The organism is Streptomyces sp. NBC_01525, assembly GCF_045040405.1.
GTDB classification, from domain to species: domain Bacteria; phylum Actinomycetota; class Actinomycetes; order Streptomycetales; family Streptomycetaceae; genus Streptomyces; species Streptomyces benahoarensis.
The window spans coordinates 144,332-167,238 of record NZ_CP109397.1 but is presented as its reverse complement, the minus strand read 5'-3'; the positions used below and the strand labels follow the sequence as shown (position 1 = coordinate 167,238).

Here is a 22,907-nt window from a genome sequence, read left to right as displayed (position 1 = left end):
ACCACCCGTCACCCCGTTCCCGGCCTGCGCAGCCGGCCCCGGACCGCTCCGGCCCGTGGGCTCCGCCGCGCGCCGGAACCCATGAGGCACCGCGCGGACACCGAACCGCCCACTGGGCGCGGCCGCGTACGACGACCGCTGCCCGGCGGCGCCACCCGCCGTGCCCGAGACCGACCCGAACCGTCCGACCGCAGCAGGCCGGACGGACCAGATCCGTATCCGCTCCACTCTCCGCCCGGAGGCCGCAGGCATGACCCAGACGACGACGGAACAGCCACCCCGGAGCGCGCCGCCCACCACCGCGCCCCCGGTGCCCGACCCCGGAAAGGAACGGAGAACCGGCGGCATCGTCCCCGTCCTCGCCTTCTGCGGCATCGTCGTCGCCGTGATGCAGACGCTGCTCGTGCCGGTCATCAAGGACCTGCCGACGCTGCTGGGCACGGCACCGACCAACGCCACCTGGGTCATGACCGCCACCCTCCTCTCCGGGGCCGTCGCGACGCCCATCATGGGGCGCCTCGGCGACCTCTCCGGCAAGCGCCGGATGCTCCTCGCCAGCCTCGCCGTCATGGTCATCGGCTCGCTGATCTGCGGCTTCACCGACAACCTGGTCGTCATGATCGTCGGCCGGGCGCTCCAGGGCTTCGCCATGGGCGCCATACCGCTCGGCATCGGCATCATGCGCGACGAACTCCCCAAGGAACGCCTCGGTTCGGCGATGGCCCTGATGAGCTCGTCCATCGGCGTCGGCGGCGGCCTCGCCCTGCCCGTCGCCGCCCTCGTGGCCCAGCACGCCGACTGGCACGCCCTGTTCTTCCTCGCCGCCGGACTCGGCGTCCTGTCGATGCTGCTGACCGTGCTCGTCGTCCCCGAGACCTCCGTGCGGGCGCCCGGACGCTTCGACCTGCTCGGCGCCCTCGGCCTCTCCGCCGGGCTGATCGCGCTGCTCCTGCCGATCACCAAGGGCGGCGACTGGGGCTGGGGTTCGCCCACCACCCTCGGGCTGTTCGGCCTCGCCGCGCTGATCCTGGTGCTGTGGGGTGTGATGGAACTCCGCCGCGCCGACCCGCTGGTCGACCTGCGCACCAGCGCCCGCCGCGAAGTCCTCCTCACCAACCTGGCGTCCATCACCGTCGGCGTCGCGTTCTACGCCATCTCCCTGGTGCTGCCCCAGGTGCTCCAGCTGCCGGCGTCCACCGGCTACGGCCTCGGCCGGTCGATGGTGGTCGCCGGGCTGTGCGTGGCGCCGCTCGGCCTGACGATGATGCTGGTCGCCCCGGTCTACGCCCGCCTCGCCGCCCGCCGTGGCCCGAAGGCCACGCTGCTCCTGGGCATGCTGGTCATCGGCGTCGGCTACGGCGCCGGAATCGGCCTGATGAACGCCCCCTGGCAGACCGTCATCATCGCGGTGGTCGTGGGCGCCGGTATCGGCCTGGCGTACTCCTCACTGCCCGCCCTGATCATCGGCGCCGTCGACCCGTCCGAGACCGGCGCCGCCACCGGTCTGAACACCCTGATGCGTTCGATCGGCACCTCCGTGTCGAGCGCCGTCATCGGCATGGTCCTGGCCCATATGTCCACCACCAGGGGGCCGGTCACCTACCCGACGATGGCCGGGTTCCGGGTCTCCTTCATGATCGCCACGGGCGCGGTGCTCCTCGGCGTCGTCTTCGCCGTGTTCCTGCCCTCCCCGCGCCGCGCCGCCCGCCCCACCCTCGTCGCCGGGAACACCGGCGGGGAGACGGAGACGAACGGTTCCCGCGCCGCCGCGCCCGCAGCAGGCCGGGCCGACGTGGCCGGTCAGGCCGGTGTGCGGGGCGGGATCCGGGCCGCGTCCGGTGCGCCCGTGGCGGGAGCGAGCGTCACCCTCATCGACCGGCGGGGCCGTCAGGCCGGTGTCACCACCACCGACGCCGGGGGACGCTTCGCCCTCCCGGACCCGGGCGCGGGCACGTACGTCCTCACCGGCGCCGCCCCCGGCCACACCCCGCACGCCCTCGCGCTCACCTGCGACGTCGACGGTGCCCCCGTGGACGTACTGCTGACGCTGACCGGCGCCGCGCGGCTCGCCGGGACGCTGTCCGGCGGGGAGCGGGGCGCCGCGCTCGCCGGGGGCGCGGTCGTCGTCACCGACGTGGACGGCGAGGTGGTGGGCCGGGCGGTCACCGGCGCCGACGGCCGCTGGATGATCCGCGAACTGCCCTGCACCGTCTGCACGGTGGCCTTCAGCGCCCCCGGTCACCGGCCCGAGGCCCGCACCGTCGATCTGGCGGACACCTCCGGGCCCACCGGCTGCGAAGAGGTCCGGCTGCGGCCGGTGGCCTCGGTGCGCGGCACGGTCCGGGGCCCCGACGGCGCGCCGCTCGCCGACGCCGCCGTGACGGTATTGACGGACGGCACGGTCGCCGGACACATCGTCACCGGCCCCGACGGCAGCTTCGCCTTCGACGGCCTGACCGGCAGCCACCTGACGCTCACCGCGTCCGGCTACCCGCCCCGCGCCACCCCCATATCCCTCACCGCGGGCAGCCACCGGACGCTCGACGTGGACCTCGTCCAGCCGTCGCCGGACGAGATCGGCTGAGGCGGGCGGCGGTTCCGTACAGGGGACCGCCGTCCACCCGGGGCCGGGCCGTGAGGGCTTGGCCCCGGGGGCGGGAACCCCCGCGCCGCGCTCACTTCAGGTCGATCCGGAAGACCTTGTCCGAACCGGCGCCGCCGTCACCGTTGTTGTCGGCGTTCGTCGTCGTCAGCCACAGTGCCTTCGTGCCGGGTACGGCCTCGACGGTGCGCAGCCGCCCGTAGTCCTTGGTGTAGTACGCCTTGGGCGTACCGGCGGTGGTCCCGTCGACGGGGATGCGCCAGAGCCGCTGGCCGCGCAGCGCCGCCATGTAGAGGGCGCCGTCCGCGTAGGTGACGGCGCTGGGGGAGGCGTCCTTCACCGGCCACTGCCGCTTCGGGTTGGTCATCCCGTCGTCCGAGCAGGTGCCCTCGCAGACGGGCCAGCCGTAGTTCTTGCCCGACTCGATGAGGTTCAGCTCGTCGTACTTGGCATTGCCGAACTCCGCCTCCCACAGGCGGCCCTGGGCGTCCCAGGTGAGGCCCTGCGGATTGCGGTGACCGTAGGAGTAGACGAGGTTGCCGAACGGGTTGCCCGGCGCCGGTTTGCCGTCGGGTGTCATCCGCAGGACCTTGCCGTTGAGGGACTTCTTGTCCTGCGCCAGATCGGGGGTCTGGGCCTCGCCCGTGGTGGCGTAGAGCAGGCCGTCGGGGCCGAACTTGATGCGGCCGCCGTTGTGGTACGTGTTCTTCTTGATCCCCTTGACCAGCACGGTGTAGTCGCTGAGCTTGCCGTCCTGGTAGGTGAGGCGGGCGATGCGGTTGCCCTCCTTGGCGGTGTGCATCACGAAGACATGGTGGTCGCTCTTCCACTTCGGTGACACCGCGATGCTCAGCAGACCGCCTTCACCACCGGTGGTCACCACCTCGGGGACCTTGCCGACCTCCTTCTTCTTGCCGTCCTGGGTGAGGCTGAAGACCTTGAAGGTGTCCCGCTCCGTCAGCAGCGCGGACCCGTCGGGGAGCCAGCTCAGCCCCCAGGGGATGGACCAGCCCTCCGAAACGGTCACGGGCTTGCCGGGCGCCGAATCGGCCACGGCGGCAGGGACGTTGGCACCCGCCGGATGCGCGGGACCTGCCGTGGCGGGCCAGGTCGTACCGACGGCGAGGAGCAGCCCGGCGGCCAGGGCGGACGCACCGAGACTGGGAAGCGAGAGGAGATGGGTAAGGAAGGGGCTGCGCTTGCGCATGGGGGGCCTCCGGTCAGGAAGGTGCGGCAGGACATAGCCGGGGGAGCGGTGGAACGGGGCGGTGCGCGCGGGACGTGAGGGTGCGTGCCGGGGCGGGGCGGGCGTCCTCGTCCGGCCGGAGCGGTGGCCACCGGCCAGGGCGCCCACCGCCCACACCGGCCACCGCCCACAGCAACCGAGCGTGGATCACCGCCACCCCGTCCGGGCGCGGGGCCGACGGCGGGCCGCCAAGAGCTAATAGGAAAGTTTCCTGTTTGTTGACTGGCCGGGAACCTACTGCGGGCCCCGGGCACCGTCAAGAGACCGGGCAAGGGCGCGAGAGGCGCAGGGGCGCGCCCACGGCATCGCGCGATGCGCCCACCCGGCACGCCACCCGCCGCCTCACCAGGCACGCTCGCCGAGCCCGGCGCCTGCGGCGGAGCCCGCCCGGCGCCCACGGTCGAGCCCGGCGCCCGCGGCCGAGCGCGCCCGGCTCCGCCTCGCCCGCCCGAGCGCCGCCGGAGCCAACCCCCCGGCACCACACGCCCCCCGAGTACAGCAACTCACCCCGAACCCCGACCGGTTGCCGCATACCTGCGCCATCCCCCGGGAACATCCCATCCGCCCAGCGGCCCCAGCCCTCGCGCCGACGGATATCGCCCCCCACCCGAAAACCCGATTCCCGCCCGATCCGCACGCCGAACAAGCCGCCCCACCAGGCACATTGCCCATCAGAAAGAGAAGAGGTGCAGCGCCCCGTGAGGAAATGGACCGGACCAGTGCGCTCCCGCCCCATTGACTCAGGCGCTCGTGGGCGGTGATTCTGCGGTGCGGTACGGAGCGTCACGGCGTGGCAGGTGCACCGGGCATGCACCGGTCTCCCGGGACGGTGCCGTGCCGAAGGCTGTCACGTCACAACGCCCTTGAAAATAAAGGGAGTTGTCGGAACCCGGACGTCGGCGCCGTGGCCGGTGCGGGCGGCGCCCGGGGCGTGCGGCCGCCGTGTCCGAAACTCTCCGTTCCCACCACCTGTACCAGCGAAGGGCGGAACCTCCATGACCAGCCTGCAGACCGTACGCACCCCGCACACGACGGACACCCCGTCCACCGAGGCCCCGGCGGCCGCACCCCGTCCGCGCGGCGTCGCCGCCCGGCCCGCGACCACCTGGGCCACCCCCGGCTACACCGTGATCGACACCGCGCTCGAAGTCACCGCGTACCGCCTCGCCGACCGCTGACCCACCGACCGCACACGCCGCTGACCGGCCCGGTCGTTGCGCTCCGCCACGGGGCGCGCCCGTAGCCGGGCCGACGGCCGCGTACACCGGCGCCGTGGCGCGTGCCCCGGCCCGGCCGGGCGCGCGCCCACCCCGAACGCCCCCCACACCTCTCTCACCCCCCACCAACCCCGCGTACCGCCGCCCGCGCATCCCGGCGCACGGCGTCCCACCCGGGCGCCGCCGTACGGGAGTGCGCCGCGGCGGAAGGGATGGAGATCGCGCCATGAACGGCCTACAGGGAGACCCGGCCCCCGACCACTGCGTCCGCCCGGCGGCCCGGGCCTCCTTCGAGGAACGCCTGCGCACCGTCGCACGCGAGCACTACCACGACCGCCATCCCTTCAACATCCGAATGCACGAAGGGGAGTTGACGCCGGAGGAGCTGCGCCGCTGGATCCGTAACCGGTTCCACTACCAGCGCCACATCCCCGTCAAGGACGCCCTGATCACCGCGAAACTCGGCACGCCCGAGCTGCGCCGCATGTGGCTGCGCCGGATCCGCGACCACGACGGCGACCGCGAGGGCGAGGGCGGTATCGAGCGCTGGCTGCGGCTCGGCGAGGCCGCCGGAATCGACCGCGCCGTCCTGCTGGACGAGTCCGGGGTGCTGCCCGGCGTGCGCCTCGCCGTCGAAGGCTATGTGAACTTCTGCCGGTTGCGCTCCCCGCTGGAGGCGGTCGCCGCCTCCCTCACCGAACTGTCCGCACCGGACATCATGCGCACTCGTATCGGGGCCTTCGAACGCCACTACCCCTGGATCGAGCGGGACGGCCTGACCTACTTCCACGACCGGCAGGGGCAGGGCAGCCGCGACAGCAAGGAAGCCCTCGCCCTCGTCCTCGACGGCGCCCGGACCGAGGCGGAACAGGACCGCGCCGTCGCCGCCCTCGCCTTCAAATGTGAGGTGCTCTGGTCCCTCCTCGACGCCGTCGAACGCGGTGGCCGTCCGCCCGCCGCCGACCCGGCCGGAGCGCGGGCATGACCACCTGGCGCCCCGGCCCGGCCCCCGGCGTCCTCCTCCGCGCCGACCGGGTCCGCGGCGTCGACCTGCTGCTTCTCCCCGAACGCGTCGTGGTGCTGGAGGGCTCGGCGGGCGAGGTGCTGCGGCTCTGCGACGGTACCCGCGACGTCCCGCAGATCGTGCGGGAGCTGACCGCCCGCCACCCCGGCGCACCCGTCGCCGACGAGGTCCCCGCCTTCCTCGACCGCGTACGGAAGGAGGGCTGGCTGCGATGACCACACCGCCCGCCCCGGACGCCGTCCCGCCCACTCCCCACGACGGACCCACTCAGGGCCCCGGCCCCGTACCGCCGCCCCCCTGGGCGCTCCTCGCCGAGCTGACCCACGCCTGTCCGCTGCACTGCACCTACTGCTCCAACCCCCTCGAACTCACCAGTCGCAGCGCGGAGTTGACGCTCACGGAGTGGCAGGACACCTTCCGGCAGGCCGCCGACCTCGGCGTCGTCAGCGCCCATCTCTCCGGCGGTGAGCCGCTGCTCCGCCCGGACCTCGCCGAGCTCGTCGCCGCGGCCGACGGAGCGGGCATCCACACCCAGCTGATCACCAGCGGCGTCGGCCTGACCCGCGAGCGGCTGGCCGCCCTCACCGACGCCGGGCTGCGCAGCGTCCAGCTCTCCGTTCAGCACGCCGACGCGGCGGCCGGGGACCGGATCGCCGGGCGGCGCCGCGCCCACGCCGCGAAGGAACGCGCCGCCGCCCTCGTCACCGATGCCGGGTTGCCGCTCGGCCTCAACGTCGTCCTGCACCGTCACAACCTCGCCGTCCTCGACGCGCTGATCGACCTCGCCCCCGCCTGGGGTGCCGGACGCATCGAACTCGCCCATACGCAGTTCTACGGCTGGGCCCTCCTCAACAAGGCCGAACTGCTGCCCACCCGCGCACAGCTGGCCGAGGCGGAGGAGACCGTACGGCGCCGACGGCGGGAGCTCGACGGCCGGGTCGAGGTGATCTGGGTCGTCCCCGACCACTTCGAGGGCACCGCCAAACCCTGCATGGGCGGCTGGGGCGCCGTCTCCCTCACCGTCACCCCCGACGGCACGGTCCTGCCCTGCCCGGCGGCCGCCGTCCTCCCCGGGCTCGACCCGCCCGGCGTCCGCGACCATCCGCTGCGCTGGATCTGGGAGCGCTCCCCGGCCTTCGCCCGCTACCGCGGCACCGACTGGATGCGCGAGCCCTGCCGCAGCTGCGCCCTGCGCGAGCGGGACTTCGGCGGCTGCCGCTGCCAGGCGTACGCCCTCACCGGGGACGCCGCCGCCACCGACCCGGCGTGCCGCCACTCCCCGCACCACACCGTCATCCGCGACCTGGTGGACGCACCCGCGCCACCGTCCCACGCGCTGGGCCGCCCCCGGCGACCCGGCCGTCCGTCCCCGTCCCGCAGAGTGGAGAACTCCTGATGGATCGCGCCACATCCCCCACCCGCCGCCGTTCCCTGGTCGGCGCCGTGGCCGCGACGCTCCTGGCCACCGCCGCCACGACCGGCGCCGCCGGTACCTCCGCCGCCGCGCCGCCCGCCCACACCCCGAAGGCCACCCCGTCGATGGCCGCCGCGCCCTACGAATACCTCGGCTGGGGCGACCCGCAGCCGCCCGCCGACGTGATGAAGGCGACCGGCATCAAGTGGTTCACCCTCGCCTTCATCCTCTCCGACGGCGGCTGCAACCCCGCCTGGGACGGCGAACGGCCGCTGACCGGCGGCAGCGACGCCAAGGCCATCGACACGATCCGCGCCAACGGCGGCGACATCGTCATCTCGGCCGGCGGCTGGAGCGGCAACAAACTTGGCGAGAAGTGCGACAGCGCCGACGCCCTGGCCGGTGCTTACCAGAAGGTCATCGACGCGTACCACCTCAAGGCCCTCGACATCGACATCGAGGACACCGAGATGAGCAACGCCACCGTCCGGCAGCGCGTCGTCGACGCCCTGAAGAAGGTCAAGGACGCCAACAAGGGGCTCGTCACCTACGTCACCATGGGCACCACACCCGAGGGCCCGACCGACGAGGGCAAGGACATCATCCAGCGCGGCGCCAAGGCGGGGCTGGACAACGACGGCTGGGTGGTCATGCCGTTCGACTTCGGCAGCCACAGCGGCACCATGGGCGAGGCCACCGTCAGCGCCCTCGACGGGCTCGCCGCCGACGTCAAGGACGCCTACGGCTACAGCCAGGACGACGCCTACCGCAGGATCGGTGTCTCCTCCATGAACGGCCACACGGACGAGGCCGACGAGAACGTCACCCTCGACGACTTCCGGACCATCCTCGACTACGCCCGCACCCACCACCTCGCCCGCTTCGCCTACTGGGCCGTCAACCGCGACCGGTCCTGCGGCTCCGGGGGAAGCGACGGCGACAGCTGCAGCGGCGTCGACCAGGAGCCCTACGCGTACACCAAGGTCGTGGCGCAGTACGAGGGATGACCTGCCGGAGAGCAACGGAGCGGCGGCCCCGGAGCACCGGGGGCCGCCGCACATTCGTGGTCCGGGACGTGGATGACGCGGTGTCGGAGTCCGTCGGTCACGCCGCCTCGACGACCTCTGCGCGCACCGCCTGCGTCCAGGTCTCCAGCAGCGTCGCGTACTCCGTCATGTCCTGCGCCGTCCAGGTCCAGCTGGGCCGGGCGCACACGAAACGGCGGATCGCGTCGTTGGCCTCGGAGGCAGGGGCGGGCGCGCCCGAAAGGGCGGAAGGAGTAGGGGACATGGCAGACATGCTAGGGGCAACCACTGACAATGCCTCACCCCGCGCACGGCCCTTCTCGGCCCCCGCCGCCGCGCCCGCCGTCCCCGACCTTCCCGCAACTCCCTGCTGACCAGCGCGAACAAGGGAACATTCCCCCATGGTTCGCTGGCTGCATGTGTCCCTTCCCACACGCTCAGCGACCGCCGCGGGCCCAGGAAGCCTCATCCCGCCGACTCCGCCGCATGCGGACCGAGCACCCCGGCACCGATGAGGGCGAACAGTGCGATTCCCAGGACGATGTGGTAGATCACGAACGGCAGGAAGCGAACCAGCTCATGGGGCGGCAATCCCGGGATGAGGCCGCGTGCCCGCCCCCGTGCGCCGCCGGAGCGAAAGGGAAGCGGCGCGGCACGGCGGACGGGGAAGGTGATCACGCGGCGGCCCGGGCACCGTAACGATGGAAAATGTACGGCGGACCACGCCCGGACGGCCGCCGGGTGACCCCGGGTCAGCCGCCGCGCAGCGCCTCCCGCTTGCGCCAGGCGACGGCCGCGGCCACGAGCCCGCTCACCGCGATGAACGCCGTCGCGAGCAGGAACGCCGGTGAGGTGGGGGCGGTCGCCCGCGCCCCCGCGACGGCGTACGCGACGGTGTTGGGGACGCTGCCCACCGCGGTGGCCAGCAGAAACGACGTCCACCGCATCCGGGAGACCGCGGCGCAGTAGTTGGTCGCGCAGAACGGCAGCCCCGGCAGCAGCCGGACCACCAGCATGGAGCGGAAACCGTGCTCGCTCAGCTGCCGGTCCGCGGCGGTCAGCCACCGCGCCCGCAGCGTCCGCCGCAGCGCGTCCTGCCCCAGCCACCGGCCAAGACCGAAGGCGAACCCGGCGCCCAGCACCGTCCCGGCGAGCGCGGTGGCGCTCCCGGAGCCGCTGCCGAAGACCGCGCCCGCCGCGAGATTGAGGAACGGCCGCGGCACGAACGCCGTGGTGCACACGCCGTACGCCACGGCGAAGACGACCAGCGCGCCGGGCCCCGTCATCCGCTCCGGCAGATCCCCGGTCAGCAGCCGCTGCGGCTGCCACACCAGCATCGCCCCCGCCGCACAGGCCAGCAGCGTCGCGAGCAACGCCAGCCGGCACCAGGGGGAGAGCAGGACGCGCACGGCACGCGCGGCGGGACCGTCGGAAGGCGCGGCGGGTTCGAACACGTCGGGAGCGTAACTGACGGGGTGCGCGGACCGGGCCTCCGTGAGCCGTGCCGCACCAGGCGGACGGTGGACGCTGCGTGAGGGCCGCGCGGCGCCCGCGCCCGGCGCGTGCCGGTGGACGGTGGCGCGCCGCCCCGGTCGTACGTCGCGGTACCGCCGCGCACCGGTCGACCGCCCGCCATGCGCCGCCCCATGCCGAGCGCCGCCCCGCCGCCCCCTCCGCCCGCCGCGCGGCCGGTCCGCCCCGCCCCCACCCGCCCGGCACAATGGGACCGTGGACGCACCCTCTGAGCCGATACCGGTCATCCGTGACGTGGACGGCGGCACCGCCCGACTCCTGCCCGACGTGGACCGGCCCCGGGCCCGGCTGCTGACCGTCGACGGTGCCCCGCAGTCCTATGTGGACCTCGACGCCCCCGAGCACCTGGAGTTCGAGTACGTCCGCCGCCTCGCGCACGTCCTGGACGAGTCCGCGGCGCCCGGCCGGCCGCTCGATGTGCTGCACCTCGGCGGCGGCGCGATGACCCTGCCCCGCTACGTCGCGGCCACCCGCCCCGGCTCCCGGCAGCGCGTCGTCGAGGCCGACCGGGGCCTGCTCGCCCTCGTCGCCGACGAACTGCCGCTGCCCGCCGAGAGCGGCATCACCGTGCGCGTGGGCGACGCCCGGCAGGCGCTGGAGGCGGCGCCCGAGGGCTCCGCCGACCTCGTCATCGGCGATGTCTTCGGCGGCTCGCGGGTGCCCGCGCATCTGACGACCGTCACCTACGCCCGCGCCGTGGCCCGCGCCCTGCGCCCCGGCGGGGTGTACGCGGCGAACCTCGCCGACGGCGCGCCGTTCACCTTCCTGCGCGGCCAGCTCGCCACCGCCGCCGCGGTCTGGCCGGAGGTGGCGCTGATCGCCGAACCGTCCGTGCTCCGCGGCCGCCGCTTCGGCAACACCGTCCTCGTCGCCTCCGCCGCCCCGCTGCCGCTCTCCGCGCTGACCCGCCGCGCGGCCGGTGACGCCTTCCCGGCCCGGGTGACCCACGGCGCCGCCCTGCGCCGCCTGACCGGTGACGCCGTCCCGGTCCACGACGCCGAGGCCGTCGCCTCGCCGGAACCGCCACGGGGCGCGTTCAGCATCGGCTGAGGTGGCCGGGGCCCGGCGCGCCTCAGCCGACCGCCGGATCCTCCGCCACCGGCGGCACCGCCGCCCCCGCCGGAGCGGCCGTCCCCGCCGCGTCCGGTGTCCGCCGGACCAGCCGCCGTACGTCCGGCACGCACAGCACCGCCGCGGTGAGCAGCACGACCAGACCGGCGCAGCCCCACAGCGCCGCCGGGAGGCCGACGGCGTCCTGGACGGGACCGGCGAGCACGGTGGCGAGCGGGATCCCGGCGAGCGAGCCCAGCCAGTCGTACGAGGAGACCCGGGAGAACTTCTCCTCCGGGATCTCCTGGTGCAGCGCGGTCATCCACGTCACCGAGAACACCTCGACGGCCACGCCCGTCACGCCCATCACCACGGTCAGCCACACCGCGGAGAGCGGCACCGCCGGCGCCGCCGACGGCAGGGCGAGCGGGAAGACGCACAGCGAACCGGTCAGCAGCAGGCGGCGCGGCCGGTAGCGGGTCATCAGCAGCGCCCCGCCCACGGTGCCCGCGCCGAACGCGCCGAGCGCCACGCCCCAGGGCCCCGGGCCGCCCAGGTGCGCGGCGGCGACCAGCCCGACGTCGGTGGCGGAGCCGCCCGCCCCCAGCACGGCGAACGCGGCGGCGATCAGCGCGCCGGAGTGGCCGAGCCCGGAGATGGCCGTGGCGGCCGTGAGGATCGTGCAGTTCCGCCCCGCCCAGGCCGGCCGGCCCGCTCTCACCGCCGCACCGCCACCGCGACGGCCGGGCGTACGGGTCGGGGGCGCGGCCCCTCGGCGTGCTGCGGGCCGGGTCTCCCGGGCGGCTGCGGTGCGGTCGTCGTCATGGGCGTCCACGACAGGTGGCGGCCGACGCCGTGGTGCGGGGTCGGGTCTTCCGCTGGAAGCTACTCGTAGGTAACGTGCTGCTCATGTCTTCCGAGCCCCTGCCGTCGATCGGCGCGATGATGGCGGCCTCCGTGCCGATGGTCCGCACCCTCCACCTCGAATTCACCGAGACCACGGCCGAGCGCGCCGTCGTCCGCCTCCCCGACCAGCCCGCCTTCCACAACCACGTCGCCGGACCGCACGCCGGGGCGATGTTCACCCTCGCCGAGTCCGCCAGCGGCGCCATCGTGATGAGCGCCTTCGGCTCCGAGCTGCACCGCGCCGTGCCGCTCGCCGTCGGCGCCGAGATCGGCTACAAGAAGCTCGCCAAGGGCCCCGTCACGGCCACCGCCCAGCTCGGCCGCCCCGCCGCTGAGGTGATCGCCGACCTCGACGCCGGGCAGCGCCCCGAATTCCCCGTGAACGTCACACTCACCCGCGAGGACGGCGCGGTGACGGGCGAGATGTCCATCGTCTGGACCCTCCGCCCCCACAGCTGATCCCGCCCGGCCCCCGGCCGTACCCTCCGCCCTCGGACGTCCCCCGGCGCGTGCGCGACCCCGCCCGCGCGCCGGGCTGTCGAGTACGCTTCCCAGGCGCGCCCATCCGGCGCGCCGGGGGAATCGGACACACCGGCTTCGGTGACACCGGGCAGCGGCCCACGGGGGCCCGACACCATGCGGAGGAAGCGGCTTTGCACATCCAGGAGTGGCTGGCGACGGTTCCGGCCCTGAGCGTGTATCTCCTGGTCGGGGTGGTCATCGGCGTGGAGAGCCTGGGCATTCCGCTGCCGGGCGAGATCGTCCTCGTCAGTGCGGCGATCCTGTCCGCGACCCAGGACCACATCGACCCGTTCGTGCTGGGCGCCTGCGCGTCGGCCGGTGCGATCATCGGCGATTCCATCGGCTACCTCATCGGACGCAAGGGCGGCCAGCCGCTGCTGGACTGGGCGGGCAGCAAGTTCCCCAAGCACTTCGGGCCCGACCATGTCGCGATGGCCGAGGAGAAGTTCGCCAAGTACGGCATGTGGGCGGTCTTCATCGGCCGCTTCATCGCCCTGCTGCGGATCTTCGCCGGTCCGCTGTCCGGCGTGCTGAGGATGCCGTACTGGAAGTTCCTGATCGCCAATGTCCTCGGCGGCATCGTCTGGGCCGGCGGCACCACCGCCCTCCTCTACACCGTCGGCGTGGTCGCCGAGCCCTGGCTCAAGCGCTTCTCCTACTGGGGGCTGGCCGCCGCCGTGCTCTTCGGCATCGGCTCGTTCCTCCTCATGAAGCAGCGCGCGAAGAAGGCCGCCGCCGCGCGCGCGACGGCGGCCGAGGAGCCGGCCGGCGCGCCGACCGACTGACGCCCTCCGCTCGCGCGGTACGTCCCGGCCCGGTGGCTTCTGCCGCCGGGCCGGTGCCGTTCAGCGGGTGAACCAGATGTCGGGCCCGCCCTCCCGCCACTCGCAGACCCTCGCGTCCTCCCAGATCAGATCCGCCGCCGGGAACCCGGCGCGGCGCAGGAACGCGGCGATGTCGCCCCGGCGCCGGGCCCGCCCGATGTCCTGCCCGTGGAGCGTGACGCGGCGGCCGCCCGAGCAGGGCGGGTGCACGACGACGGGTGCGCGAGGCATGGCCCCAGCCTGCGCGCCGCCGCCCTTGATCGCATGCCGGGGGTGCGGGGCGCGTCACGTTGCGTGACGGCGATACGGGTGGCTCCCCGGGCCCGGTGCCAGGACGCGTCGGGCCCGGGGCCGCTTCCCCTTGAACTGCGGACGCCACCGCGCAGGAGACGCTCAGACGACGATGACCCGCCGCCCGCGCGCGTGACCGGCCTGACTGTCGATGTGTGCCGCCGCGGCCTCGGCGAGCGGGTACGTCTTCTCGACCGGGATGTGGAGCGCGCGCCGCCCGAGGAGATCGACGGCCTCGGCGAGTGCGTCCGGCACGCTCCCGGCCACGCCGGAGAACCGGACGCCGAGCTCCGGCGCGCCGAGATCGGCGATGGAGACCACCTTCCGCGGATCCCCGGTCAGCTCGACCAGCTCGCGGATCACGCCCGAGCCGGCCAGATCGAGGGCCGCGTCGACCCGGCCGAGCCGCCGCACCCGCTCGACCCAGCCCTCCCCGTACGTCGTGGCGACGGCGCCCAGGCCCCGCAGATAGTCCTGGTTCGCGGCACCGGCCGTGCCGATCACCGTGATGCCGCGAGCGCGAGCGATCTGCAGCACCGCCGACCCGACACCCCCGGACGCGCCGCTGACCAGCAGCGTCTGCCCGGACCGCACACCGACCTCGCGGATGACGCGCAGCGCGGTCTCCACCACGGAGGGGTACCCGGCTGCCTCCTCGAACGACAGCCCCTGAGGCATCCGGGCCCAGGCCGACAGCACGGCGAACTCGGCGTAGGTGCTCACCCCCTCGCCGAACACACGGTCGCCGACCGCGACCCCCGTGACACCCTCGCCGACCTCGTCCACCACCCCGGACGCGTCCAGCCCGACCCCGGCGGGCAGCTCGACCGGATGGGCCTTCAGGAGCTGGCCTTCACGGATCCTCCAGTCGACGGGGTTCACTCCCGCCGCCCGCACGGTGATGCGTATCCGGCCGGGGCCCGCGTGGGGCTCCTCGGCGTCCACGAGGCGCAGCACGTCCGGGCCGCCGAACTCGGCGAAACTCACTCTCTTCATGCGGCCGACCGTAACACTAACCGTTAGTGTTTCGGAACGGTTCCGCTTTTGCATTTGATAGCGTCGGTGCATGCCCGAGCAGCCCGGACGTCGTGAGCGCAAGAAGGCCGCGACCCGTCAGAAGATCGCCGACGCCGCCCTACGGCTCTTCCTGGAGCGCGGGTACGACGCGGTGGGCATCCGCGACGTGGCAGCCGAGGCCGACGTGGCCGTCACCACGCTCTTCTCCCACTTCGCCGCCAAAGAGGCCCTGGTGTTCGAGCAGGACCAGGACGTCGAGCGCCGCCTCACCCAGGCGGTCACCGGCCGGGCACCGCACGAGCCGCTCCTCCCCGCGCTGCGCCGCGAGATCCGGGCCCTGGTGCGGCACTGCACGTCGGACGCCGCCGCCCCGGTCCGGCGCATGGTCGAGGGCTCACCCGCCCTGCGGGAGTACGAGGAGTCGATGCGGCTGCGCCACGCGGAGTCGCTGGCCACTGCCCTCGCCGCCGATCCCGGCCTGTCCCGGTCCGTGACGGCCTGCCGGGCGCTCGCACGGTTCGTGATCGACGCCTACGCGCTGGCCCTCGGGGCGGCCGATCCGGAGACCGCGGTGGATGAGGTCTTCCGGATGATCGAGGCGGCCTGGGAGGCCGCCTGACGCCCCGTCCCACCCGTCGCCTACTGTGCATCCGGCGCGATCCGTACGGACGAAGGAGAACGGCAATGGCGCAGGGCGCACTCATCGCGGGCGTGGGTGACACCGCACCGGTCGTCGACCCGGAGGCGTTCACCGCCCCGACCTCGGTCGTGCTGGGCGAGGTGACGCTCGCCGCGCGGGCGAGCGTCTGGTACCAGACGGTGCTGCGCGCCGACTGCGGTCCGATCACCGTCGGCGCCGGCAGCAACATCCAGGACAACTGCACCGTCCACGTCGACCCCGGCTTCCCGGTGACCGTCGGCGCCGGGGTCTCGGTCGGCCACAACGCGGTCCTGCACGGCTGCACCATCGAGGACGACGTGCTGGTCGGCATGGGCGCCACCGTCCTCAACGGCGCGCACATCGGCGCCGGTTCGCTGATCGCCGCGCAGGCGCTGGTGCCCCAGGGCATGGTCGTCCCGCCCGGCTCGCTGGTCGCCGGGGTCCCCGCCAAGGTCAAGCGGGACCTGACCGACGAGGAACGCGAGGGCATCAAGCTGAACGCTGCCGTCTACCAGGACCTCGCGGCCACCCATGCCGCGTCGTTCACCGACTGAACCGCCGCTCCGGCCCGCGGGGTGCCCCGCTGGGGCGAAGATCACAGGGACGTGTGCAACCGGGCGCCCGGCGCGCTGAGTACGGTGTGCGAGTGGTGTCGAACAAGAACGTGTTCTCCTCCCTCGCCGCCTGGCGGCGCCGGGCCGTCTCGCGCGCCGTGCACCGCGGGACGCGGTGGGTGAGCCGGGCGGGAGCGGTCACCGCCGAGCGCCCCGGGCCGTACCGCTTCCGCGCCATCGGCCCCGGCACCCGCCTCGCCTTCCCGCAGGGCACGGTCTTCGGCGACCCCTGGATCGCCCTGGGCGACCACTGCATCATCGCCCAGGATGTCACCCTGACCGCCGGGATGATGCCCGACCTCGACCTGGGCCCCGACCCGATCCTCACCCTCGGCAACGGCGTCGTCCTCGGGCGCGGCAGCCATGTGATCGCCGATGTCCCCCTCACCATCGGCGACGACTGCTTCTTCGGCCCGGGCGTCTACCTCACCACCACCAACCACAGCTACGACGACCCCGAGGTGCCCGTCGGCAAACAGTGGCCCCGCAGCGCGCCGGTCAGCATCGGGCCGGGCAGCTGGATCGGCACCGGCGCGGTCATCCTGCCCGGCGCCCGGCTCGGCCGGAACGCGGTCGTCGCGGCGGGCGCGGTGGTCCGCGGCGAGGTCCCCGACCACGCCGTCGTCGCCGGTGCCCCCGCCCGCGTCGTCCGCCGCTGGGAGGCGGGGTCCGGCTGGCAGCCACCCCTGCGCACCCCGGCGCCGGTGCCGGTGCCGGAGGGTGTGACGCCCGAACAGCTTGCGGCCCTGTCGGCGGTGGAGATGCCGTCCGAGGCCGAGGACGGCGGGGCACCGGGCGCCGGGTGACCGGAGCCCGCCACGCACCCACCGGGGTCGGCTTCCGGTGACCGGATCGCGCCACGCGCCCACCGGCCGCGGCCCCGGCGACCGGATCGCGCCCCACGCCTTACCGTCCCCGGGCCCCGGCGACCGGCACCCACCGCACACCCATCGGCCCCCGCCCGCCCCCTGAGACGCCCCGCCGAACGCCCGGCTGCGGCTGTTAGCTTGGCTCCATGCCCGTGCCCATGGATGCGTTCTCCGATGTCCGGCCCGCCGTCGACTGCCTGGACCTGCTCGCCCCGCCCGTCGCCGCCGCCCTGCGCGCCTGGAGCGGTTCGGTGCCCGTGGCGGAGGTCCGCTACGTCGACACCGACCCGGCCATCGCCGACACCGCCGTCCTCGTCGCCCACCACGGCGACTGGCTGCTGGAGCAGTCGGCGAACTGCGTGGTCGTCGCCGGGAAGCGCGGCGGGGTGACCACCCTCGCCGCCTGCCTGGTGCTCTCCCACACCCGCGTCGACGTCAACGGCGCCGTACGCCGTCAACTCGGCGCCCGCAAGGCATCGTTCGCCCCCATGGAGACCGTCGTCGGCGACAGCGGGATGGAGTACGGCGGCATCACCCCCATCGGGCTGCCCGCCGAGTGGCCGCTGCTCGTCGACGCCGCCGTCGTGGACACGCCCTACGCGCTGATCGGCAGCGGCAGCCGCCGCGGCAAGCTCATCGTCCCCGGCAAGGCGCTGGCCGAACTCCCGCACGCCACCGTCCTCGACGGACTGGCGACCGCCTGACCCGGCTCAGCCGCCCGCCCGCCACGACCGCAGGTCCCGCGAGAGTGCGGTGGAGTGCGCCGCGAACCCCAGGCTGCGATAGAGGGGTTCGGCGGCGTCGGTGGCGTGCAGATCGACCCGGCTGACCCCCAGCTCCGCGAACCGGCCCAGCAACGCCTCCGTCACCGCCCGCGCGTACCCGCGTCCCCGGTACCGCTCGTCCGTGCAGACGCTGAAGACGAAGCCGAACCGGCCCGTGGGATGCCCGGGCGCCGGAAGCCGTTCCTCGATCGTGCCGACCGCGCACGCCGCCAGATGCGGCGCCTCCGCCCCGGATGCGCCGTCGACCACATACGCCACGAACGCCTCGGGGAAGTCCGTCAGCCGGCGCCGGGCCATGGCCTCGGCGTCGCGCTCCCAGGGCCCGGGCGCGTCCCGCCCGTTCATCGCGGCGAACATCGACCGGCGCAGCCGGACCAGCTCGGCGGCGTCCCCGGGAACGGCGGAACGTGGCGTGATCATGCCCGGACGCTATCGCCACCCCGAAGCGGCGCCGTCACCGGGCCCGCACCCTGCCGCCGCACCGCTCAGCCCAGGCGCGGTATCTCGATCGCCGGGCAGCGGTCCATCACCATCGCCAGCCCCTGGCCGCGCACCCGCTCCCACGCCGCCTCGTCCACGACGCCGAGCTGGAGCCACACGCCCTTCGCGCCGATGGTCACCGCCTCGTCCGCCACCGCGCCCGCCCGGTCGGCGGCCACGAACACGTCCACCACATCGACCGGGAACGGGATCGCCGACAGTGACGGATAGCCCCGCTCGCCGTGGACCGTCTCGGCCCGCGGATGCACCGGCACGATCCGCTTCCCGAACCGCTGCAACACCTCGGCGACGCCGTACGCCGCCCGTGCCCGGTTCGTCGACAGGCCGACCACCGCCCAGGTGTCGCCCCACTCCGTGAGCATGCCGCGGATCACCGCAGGATCGCCGTACACGCGCCGCCTCCCCGTTCCGTACCGTCGTGCCGTACCGGACCCCGGACCCGCCGCGGAGATGCACGAGACGGATGGCCTGGCCCGTACGCACAACGGCCGACGGGCGCCCAGGATTCCCGTCCGCGCGAATCTCCGGACGGTGGAACGCCCCGCCCGAAGGGGAAGACGGGCGGGGCGGGTTCGTGGGAGCGGGCCGTCAGACGGCGCCGCCCCGGGCCCCGCTGCTCGCCATGCCCGCACCGACGGCGGCGGTCCGCGCCGGTTTGCCGATCGGCAAACCGCCGCGTTCACCCGCCTCGCCGTCACGCACCGGCTCCGCGCCGCCCGCGCCGGTACCGGGGCGGCCGATCGCCGCCTCCACTGCGACCCGGCCCGGCGCGCGCTCTTCGACCGCCGCCCGTACCGCGTCCGGCTCCACCAGCATGCTCACCGCGCCCGTCGGGTTGACGTACAGCGCATGCCCGGCCGGGAGGCGCTCCAGCAGCTCCGCCACCGGGCGCCGGTCGACCAGCAGCCGTCCCACCGGCTCCAGATGGTCCTCCGAGGTGTAGACGGGCACCACCGGCGTGCCCTCCGGCGACGCCGCGGGCAGCGGTGCGCCCGCCGCCGTCACCAGGTACGACACCTCGGCGGCCGCCAGCGTCCGCGCGACCTCCGGCACCGGCCCGTACCCCGTCGCCGCCAGCTGCACGGCCTGGTCGACCGCGTCCGTCGGCTCCGACCAGTCCAGCATCTGCGGGGACGGCCGGTACTCCGGGTTGTCCCGCCAGTCCTCGATCTCGCCGGTCGGCCCCGACCGCCACTGCCCGATCACCGCCCACAGTGGCGGCGGGCCCTGGCCCGACCACGTCAGGTCCACCATGGCCAGCCAGTGGTCCGGCGCCTCGCGGGCCGCCTCGATCACCTCCGGCGGCGGCTCGGGCATCGCCTCGCCCGTCACGGGCGTGCCCGCCGCCAGCGTCGTGTGTGTGTTGTCGTCCATGAAGCCTCCGCCGACCCGCCGTACGGTTCCTGGGTGCGCGAGCGGGCCCCGTGCACGAGGCCGTCGCCCCGGTCACAGTGCCCACGGGCGGCCCCCGCGTCCGCCCGACGCACCGCAACACCCGCCCGGATACGCCGCCTGGACGTGCCCCGGGCCCCCGGACGGCGGACATCGCCCCGCGCCCCCGTGGGACGGCCGGTGACCGGGCCCGCCGCGCCGCCGCATAGGCTGGTGCGATGCAGGAGCAGTACCGGACCCTCGCCCACGCCGGGGTGCACGAGATCGAGATCAACAAGTCCCGCTTCCTCTGCGCCCTCGCGCCCGTCGCGACCGAGGCCGAGGCACAGGACTTCATCGCGGCCGTCCGTAAGGAGCACCCCACCGCCCGCCACCACTGCTACGCGTACGTCCTCGGCGCCGACGGCGGCGTCCAGAAGGCCAGCGACGACGGCGAACCGGGCGGCACCGCCGGCGTCCCGATGCTCCAGATGCTGCTGCGCCGCGAGATGCGGTACGTCGTCGCCGTCGTCACCCGTTACTTCGGCGGCATCAAACTCGGCGCGGGTGGCCTGATCCGCGCCTACGGCGGCGCCGTCGGCGAGGCCCTGGACACCCTCGGCACGGTCGTCCGCCGCCGCTACCGTCTGGCGACCGTCACCGTCGACCACCAGCGGGCCGGAAAGCTGGAGAACGATCTGCGGGCGACCGGCCGCGCCGTGCGGGAGGTCACCTACGGCGCCGAGGTCCGCATCGAGGTCGGCCTGCCCGAGGCGGACCTCCCGGCGTTCGGCGCCTGGCTGGCGGACACCACCGCCGGTACCGCCGTCCTGGAGCTGGGCGGCGAGGCGTACGGCGAGGCATGAGACGGGGTACGGGCCCTGGCGGCCGGGCGCGCCTGGGAGGACGGCCGGGTGGGGTGAAGGCAACTTCCAGGCGCCGCGACAACAGTTCGATACGGATCGCATAAAGCCGCTGTCTACCGTTCGCTCCGGACAATTCACTTTCTGGAGGCGGGATATGACGATGCGAGTCAAGAACGTGGTGCGGCGGGTCACGATGGGGGCGGCCGCCGTCTCCCTCGCGATCCTCGGTTCGGGCACGGCGCACGCGGCCACGGGCACTCTGGACTTCTACGGACCGGGTGTGCAGAAGCTGACCGACCCCAAGGACGGCCAGTGCTACAACGTCGTGGTCGGCGACTACGGCGACAAGAGAGTCACCAACAACACCAACAAGCCGATCCACTGGTACGCCTACGACAACTGCTCGGGTGACGAGGGCCATGCCGTACAGCCGGGTGCTACGGGCGTGTCCAGTGAGACGTGGTGGCCGATCGTTCAGATCCGGTCCGTCAAGATCGGCTGATCCGACCCGAGTGGAACGACTGGACCGGTCCGGGTCGACCGGCTGAGCCAGGCTGCGTCGCCGCGTCGGCCGGGGGTGTCCCCGGTCGGCGCGGCCTGTTGCGTCCAAGGTCTTATCCGCCCTGTTGGACACTGAGGTAATCGACCTCTGCATCAGTCGGCGGGGAAGATCTCACCAGACGTCGAACTCCAGGGTGCTGAATTCCCGGACCGTGCGGAATCCCAGGCGCTCGTAGACGCGCTTCGCGCCGTGGTTGGCGGAATCGAGAGCCAGCAGGCAGCCGGACGGCTCGCGTCCCAGGGCCTGACGCGCGAGCCACGCGGTGACTGCCGCTGCCAGCCCCTGGCCCCGGTACGCGGGCGCGGTGGCGATCGAGGCGAGGGAGCGCAGGGCCGCGCCCGGCTTGCGCACCATGGCTCCCCCGCAGATCAACGCACCGTTGGTGTCACGGACCCCCGCCCAGAGTTCGACGTCGGGCGCTCCGGGGCGTACCGAGTGTTCGGGACTGGCCGCGGTGAGCAGCGCGGTGATCTCCGCGCTCGGTTCCCTGGCCACCGGCACGACCCGCCCCTCGGCAGGCAGCGGCGGCGGGGCGTGGTGCAGGGACAGCACCTCCCATTGCGTCGCGGCGGTTTCGGTCCCCTCCACCTGGGTTCCGCGGGGCACCGTGAGGAGATACGGGGGCTCGGCCCGCCCCGCGAGCAGAAGCCGGACGAGCTCGGCGACGGCGTGCGGGTCGCCGACTGCGGTGAGGCATCCGTCCGGTTCGTCGGCGGTGCCGGTGCCGTAGCAGGCGGCACCGGGCATCAGCCACCCGGGCCCGGACCACGACGGGCCGATGATGCTCCTGGTCCACAGGTCATCGGTGACGGCCAGGATCTCCGCACCGGTGCACAGACGGGTGCCAGCTGTCACGGACGACTCCTCCCACTCTTGGTGCTGTGCCGCATCGCACTGCGGTCATGCTGCCGTCACTCGGGCGAGGCGGGTGTTGATGTCGCCGAGCACGTCGGCGGCGTGCGGGACGAGGAAGAAATGGCCGCCGGGGAACGCGCGGGAGGCGAATCGTTCGGGGCCGCCACTGACGTCGGCCCAGGCCAGAACGGACTCCGCAGGGTTGTCGACGTCACCCTCGCCGTAGTACGCGGTGACCGGCACGTGGAGCGGATGCAGTGTGGCCTCGGAGGCATAGGAGTCCACCAGCTGGTAGTCGGCCCGGATCGAGGGCAGAACGAGGTCGAGCAGGTCCGGGACGTCCAGGGCTGCGGCCAACGGCCCGCCGCGGCGGCGCACATCGGAGATCAGGTCGTCGTCCGGCTGGGAGCCCAGAGCGGAAGGGCGCAGACGGTGCGGGGCCGCGCGCCCTGAGACCAACAGCATGGCCGCGCCGGGACGGCCGCCGGCCGACAGGCGCCGTGCGACTTCGTAGGCCACCGAGGCTCCCATGCTGTGCCCGAAGAATGCAGTCGGCTCCGTAAGAAACGGTGCCAGCGCGTCCGCGATGGGCGCGGCGAGATCCTCCATGGCGTTCACGCAGGGTTCGTTGATGCGACTTTCGCGGCCGGGATAGCACACCGCGAGGACTTCTATGTCCCCAGCGAGCCGCTGCGGCCATTCGCGGAAGAAACTGGCGGCGCCGCCGGCGTGCGGGAAGCACACCAGCCGCCCGCGCGGATTCTGTACACGGCGCAGGCTGCGCAGCCAGGGGACGTCGGTAACAGCTGGGGCAGAGCTCATCACGGGCACCTCCGGATCCGGGACCGGCCCTCGGGAAGCAGGGTGGGCGCGCATCGATGTCCGTGGAAATGGCCGCTTGCGCTCGGCGCTTCGCACACTTCCGGGTGAGGGGGCGCTCCGCTGCCAACCGATTCAATACCCCAACCGGGCGGGCCGTTCCAGAAATCCCGCAATGGTTGCCCCGCTGGTGTCCTGGAGGGCATGGTCGTCATCGATTCCTCTCGGATGTGCGTCGGCACAACCGACAGCCGGAAGGTATAGCAGGTGCTTATCAGTGGCTTATTGCCGTTGCGGACAGCGGGCCTTATTGCCTGAAAGGGCCTCAATAGA

Annotated in this window: 25 protein-coding genes and 2 pseudogenes; 15 read left to right on the top strand and 12 right to left on the bottom strand. The window is 73.7% G+C overall.

Annotated features, from left to right (window positions below; all coding sequences use genetic code 11):
- Positions 1-250: 250 nt before the first annotated feature.
- Entirely contained in the window at positions 251-2,584 is a 2,334-nt protein-coding gene (locus OG422_RS00645) for an MFS transporter (RefSeq protein WP_405738408.1), read from the top strand.
- Between the two features lie 91 nt (positions 2,585-2,675).
- Here OG422_RS00645 and OG422_RS00640 read toward each other — a convergent pair whose 3' ends face one another.
- Positions 2,676-3,809 carry a PQQ-dependent sugar dehydrogenase gene (locus OG422_RS00640; RefSeq protein ID WP_405738405.1) on the bottom strand — a complete coding sequence of 378 codons (1,134 nt, stop codon included), beginning with the start codon at positions 3,807-3,809 and terminating at the stop codon, positions 2,676-2,678.
- Between the two features lie 1,034 nt (positions 3,810-4,843).
- Between OG422_RS00640 and pqqA the strand changes: the two genes are divergently transcribed.
- The 5 genes from pqqA to OG422_RS00615 all read left to right on the top strand — a co-directional run bounded on the left by pqqA (position 4,844) and on the right by OG422_RS00615 (position 8,510).
- Positions 4,844-5,026, top strand: a complete 183-nt coding sequence (gene pqqA, locus OG422_RS00635; protein ID WP_405738402.1) for a pyrroloquinoline quinone precursor peptide PqqA — start codon at positions 4,844-4,846, stop codon at positions 5,024-5,026.
- A gap of 265 nt (positions 5,027-5,291) precedes the next feature.
- On the top strand, positions 5,292-6,050 hold the full coding sequence (gene pqqC, locus OG422_RS00630) for a pyrroloquinoline-quinone synthase PqqC (protein ID WP_405738399.1): 759 nt from the start codon (positions 5,292-5,294) through the stop codon (positions 6,048-6,050).
- Positions 6,047-6,304: a pyrroloquinoline quinone biosynthesis peptide chaperone PqqD gene (pqqD, locus tag OG422_RS00625; RefSeq protein WP_143944962.1), complete on the top strand. Its 258-nt coding sequence runs from the start codon at positions 6,047-6,049 to the stop codon at positions 6,302-6,304. Before pqqC ends, pqqD begins: the two co-directional genes overlap by 4 nt.
- The gene (gene pqqE, locus OG422_RS00620) at positions 6,301-7,485 is read left to right on the top strand and encodes a pyrroloquinoline quinone biosynthesis protein PqqE (RefSeq protein ID WP_405738395.1); all 1,185 of its coding nucleotides are present in this window, start codon (positions 6,301-6,303) and stop codon (positions 7,483-7,485) included. The genes pqqD and pqqE overlap by 4 nt, the downstream gene beginning before the upstream one ends.
- Positions 7,485-8,510 (top strand): chitinase, encoded by a 1,026-nt coding sequence (locus OG422_RS00615; protein WP_405738392.1) that lies wholly within the window; start codon positions 7,485-7,487, stop codon positions 8,508-8,510. Before pqqE ends, OG422_RS00615 begins: the two co-directional genes overlap by 1 nt.
- Before the next feature lie 97 nt (positions 8,511-8,607).
- On the opposite strand, the gene OG422_RS00610 is transcribed toward OG422_RS00615, so the two are convergent.
- From OG422_RS00610 to OG422_RS00600, 3 genes and pseudogenes are all read right to left on the bottom strand, one after another.
- Positions 8,608-8,793, bottom strand: a complete 186-nt coding sequence (locus OG422_RS00610; RefSeq protein WP_143944052.1) for a hypothetical protein — start codon at positions 8,791-8,793, stop codon at positions 8,608-8,610.
- Positions 8,794-8,993: 200 nt separating this feature from the next.
- Positions 8,994-9,095, bottom strand: a pseudogene (locus tag OG422_RS00605) (undecaprenyl-diphosphatase); the annotation flags it as partial.
- Between the two features lie 185 nt (positions 9,096-9,280).
- Complete coding sequence (locus tag OG422_RS00600) at positions 9,281-9,982, bottom strand: TVP38/TMEM64 family protein (protein ID WP_405738388.1); 702 nt, start codon at positions 9,980-9,982, stop codon at positions 9,281-9,283.
- Between the two features lie 274 nt (positions 9,983-10,256).
- Between OG422_RS00600 and OG422_RS00595 the strand changes: the two genes are divergently transcribed.
- Positions 10,257-11,111: a spermidine synthase gene (locus tag OG422_RS00595; RefSeq protein ID WP_405738385.1), complete on the top strand. Its 855-nt coding sequence runs from the start codon at positions 10,257-10,259 to the stop codon at positions 11,109-11,111.
- A 22-nt stretch (positions 11,112-11,133) separates the two neighbouring features.
- On the opposite strand, the pseudogene OG422_RS00590 reads toward OG422_RS00595, so the two are convergent.
- Positions 11,134-11,745 (bottom strand): annotated as a pseudogene (locus tag OG422_RS00590) (MFS transporter); the annotation flags it as partial.
- A gap of 275 nt (positions 11,746-12,020) precedes the next feature.
- Between OG422_RS00590 and OG422_RS00585 the strand changes: the two are divergent.
- Positions 12,021-12,476: a DUF4442 domain-containing protein gene (locus OG422_RS00585; protein WP_143944055.1), complete on the top strand. Its 456-nt coding sequence runs from the start codon at positions 12,021-12,023 to the stop codon at positions 12,474-12,476.
- 194 nt (positions 12,477-12,670) lie between these two features.
- The gene (locus OG422_RS00580) at positions 12,671-13,324 is read left to right on the top strand and encodes a DedA family protein (RefSeq protein WP_405738382.1); all 654 of its coding nucleotides are present in this window, start codon (positions 12,671-12,673) and stop codon (positions 13,322-13,324) included.
- 60 nt (positions 13,325-13,384) lie between these two features.
- Here the strand turns inward: OG422_RS00580 and OG422_RS00575 are convergent, their stop codons facing one another.
- Complete coding sequence (locus OG422_RS00575) at positions 13,385-13,594, bottom strand: hypothetical protein (RefSeq protein WP_405738379.1); 210 nt, start codon at positions 13,592-13,594, stop codon at positions 13,385-13,387.
- A gap of 162 nt (positions 13,595-13,756) precedes the next feature.
- Complete coding sequence (locus OG422_RS00570; protein ID WP_143944620.1) at positions 13,757-14,650, bottom strand: NADP-dependent oxidoreductase; 894 nt, start codon at positions 14,648-14,650, stop codon at positions 13,757-13,759.
- 70 nt (positions 14,651-14,720) lie between these two features.
- Here OG422_RS00570 and OG422_RS00565 point away from each other — a divergent pair, with 70 nt between their 5' ends.
- From OG422_RS00565 to OG422_RS00550, 4 genes are all read left to right on the top strand, one after another.
- Positions 14,721-15,290: a TetR/AcrR family transcriptional regulator gene (locus OG422_RS00565; RefSeq protein WP_405738376.1), complete on the top strand. Its 570-nt coding sequence runs from the start codon at positions 14,721-14,723 to the stop codon at positions 15,288-15,290.
- Between the two features lie 65 nt (positions 15,291-15,355).
- The gene (locus OG422_RS00560; protein ID WP_405738373.1) at positions 15,356-15,886 is read left to right on the top strand and encodes a gamma carbonic anhydrase family protein; all 531 of its coding nucleotides are present in this window, start codon (positions 15,356-15,358) and stop codon (positions 15,884-15,886) included.
- A gap of 92 nt (positions 15,887-15,978) precedes the next feature.
- On the top strand, positions 15,979-16,752 hold the full coding sequence (locus OG422_RS00555) for a DapH/DapD/GlmU-related protein (RefSeq protein WP_143944623.1): 774 nt from the start codon (positions 15,979-15,981) through the stop codon (positions 16,750-16,752).
- A gap of 209 nt (positions 16,753-16,961) precedes the next feature.
- Positions 16,962-17,519 (top strand): YbaK/EbsC family protein, encoded by a 558-nt coding sequence (locus OG422_RS00550; protein ID WP_143943001.1) that lies wholly within the window; start codon positions 16,962-16,964, stop codon positions 17,517-17,519.
- A gap of 6 nt (positions 17,520-17,525) precedes the next feature.
- Here OG422_RS00550 and OG422_RS00545 read toward each other — a convergent pair whose 3' ends face one another.
- From OG422_RS00545 to OG422_RS00535, 3 genes are all read right to left on the bottom strand, one after another.
- Positions 17,526-18,020, bottom strand: a complete 495-nt coding sequence (locus OG422_RS00545) for a GNAT family N-acetyltransferase (protein ID WP_405738368.1) — start codon at positions 18,018-18,020, stop codon at positions 17,526-17,528.
- A 65-nt stretch (positions 18,021-18,085) separates the two neighbouring features.
- Positions 18,086-18,493, bottom strand: coding sequence for a CoA-binding protein (locus OG422_RS00540; protein WP_143943003.1), 408 nt, complete (start codon positions 18,491-18,493; stop codon positions 18,086-18,088).
- 196 nt (positions 18,494-18,689) lie between these two features.
- Positions 18,690-19,475, bottom strand: coding sequence for a type VII secretion system-associated protein (locus tag OG422_RS00535; RefSeq protein WP_143943004.1), 786 nt, complete (start codon positions 19,473-19,475; stop codon positions 18,690-18,692).
- Between the two features lie 236 nt (positions 19,476-19,711).
- Here OG422_RS00535 and OG422_RS00530 point away from each other — a divergent pair, with 236 nt between their 5' ends.
- Positions 19,712-20,338, top strand: coding sequence for a YigZ family protein (locus OG422_RS00530; protein WP_143943005.1), 627 nt, complete (start codon positions 19,712-19,714; stop codon positions 20,336-20,338).
- Positions 20,339-20,492: 154 nt separating this feature from the next.
- Positions 20,493-20,840: a hypothetical protein gene (locus OG422_RS00525; RefSeq protein WP_405738363.1), complete on the top strand. Its 348-nt coding sequence runs from the start codon at positions 20,493-20,495 to the stop codon at positions 20,838-20,840.
- A gap of 171 nt (positions 20,841-21,011) precedes the next feature.
- Here the strand turns inward: OG422_RS00525 and OG422_RS00520 are convergent, their stop codons facing one another.
- Positions 21,012-21,755 (bottom strand): GNAT family N-acetyltransferase, encoded by a 744-nt coding sequence (locus OG422_RS00520; protein WP_405738360.1) that lies wholly within the window; start codon positions 21,753-21,755, stop codon positions 21,012-21,014.
- A 45-nt stretch (positions 21,756-21,800) separates the two neighbouring features.
- Positions 21,801-22,577 carry a thioesterase II family protein gene (locus OG422_RS00515; protein ID WP_405738358.1) on the bottom strand — a complete coding sequence of 259 codons (777 nt, stop codon included), beginning with the start codon at positions 22,575-22,577 and terminating at the stop codon, positions 21,801-21,803.
- Positions 22,578-22,907: the final 330 nt, after the last annotated feature.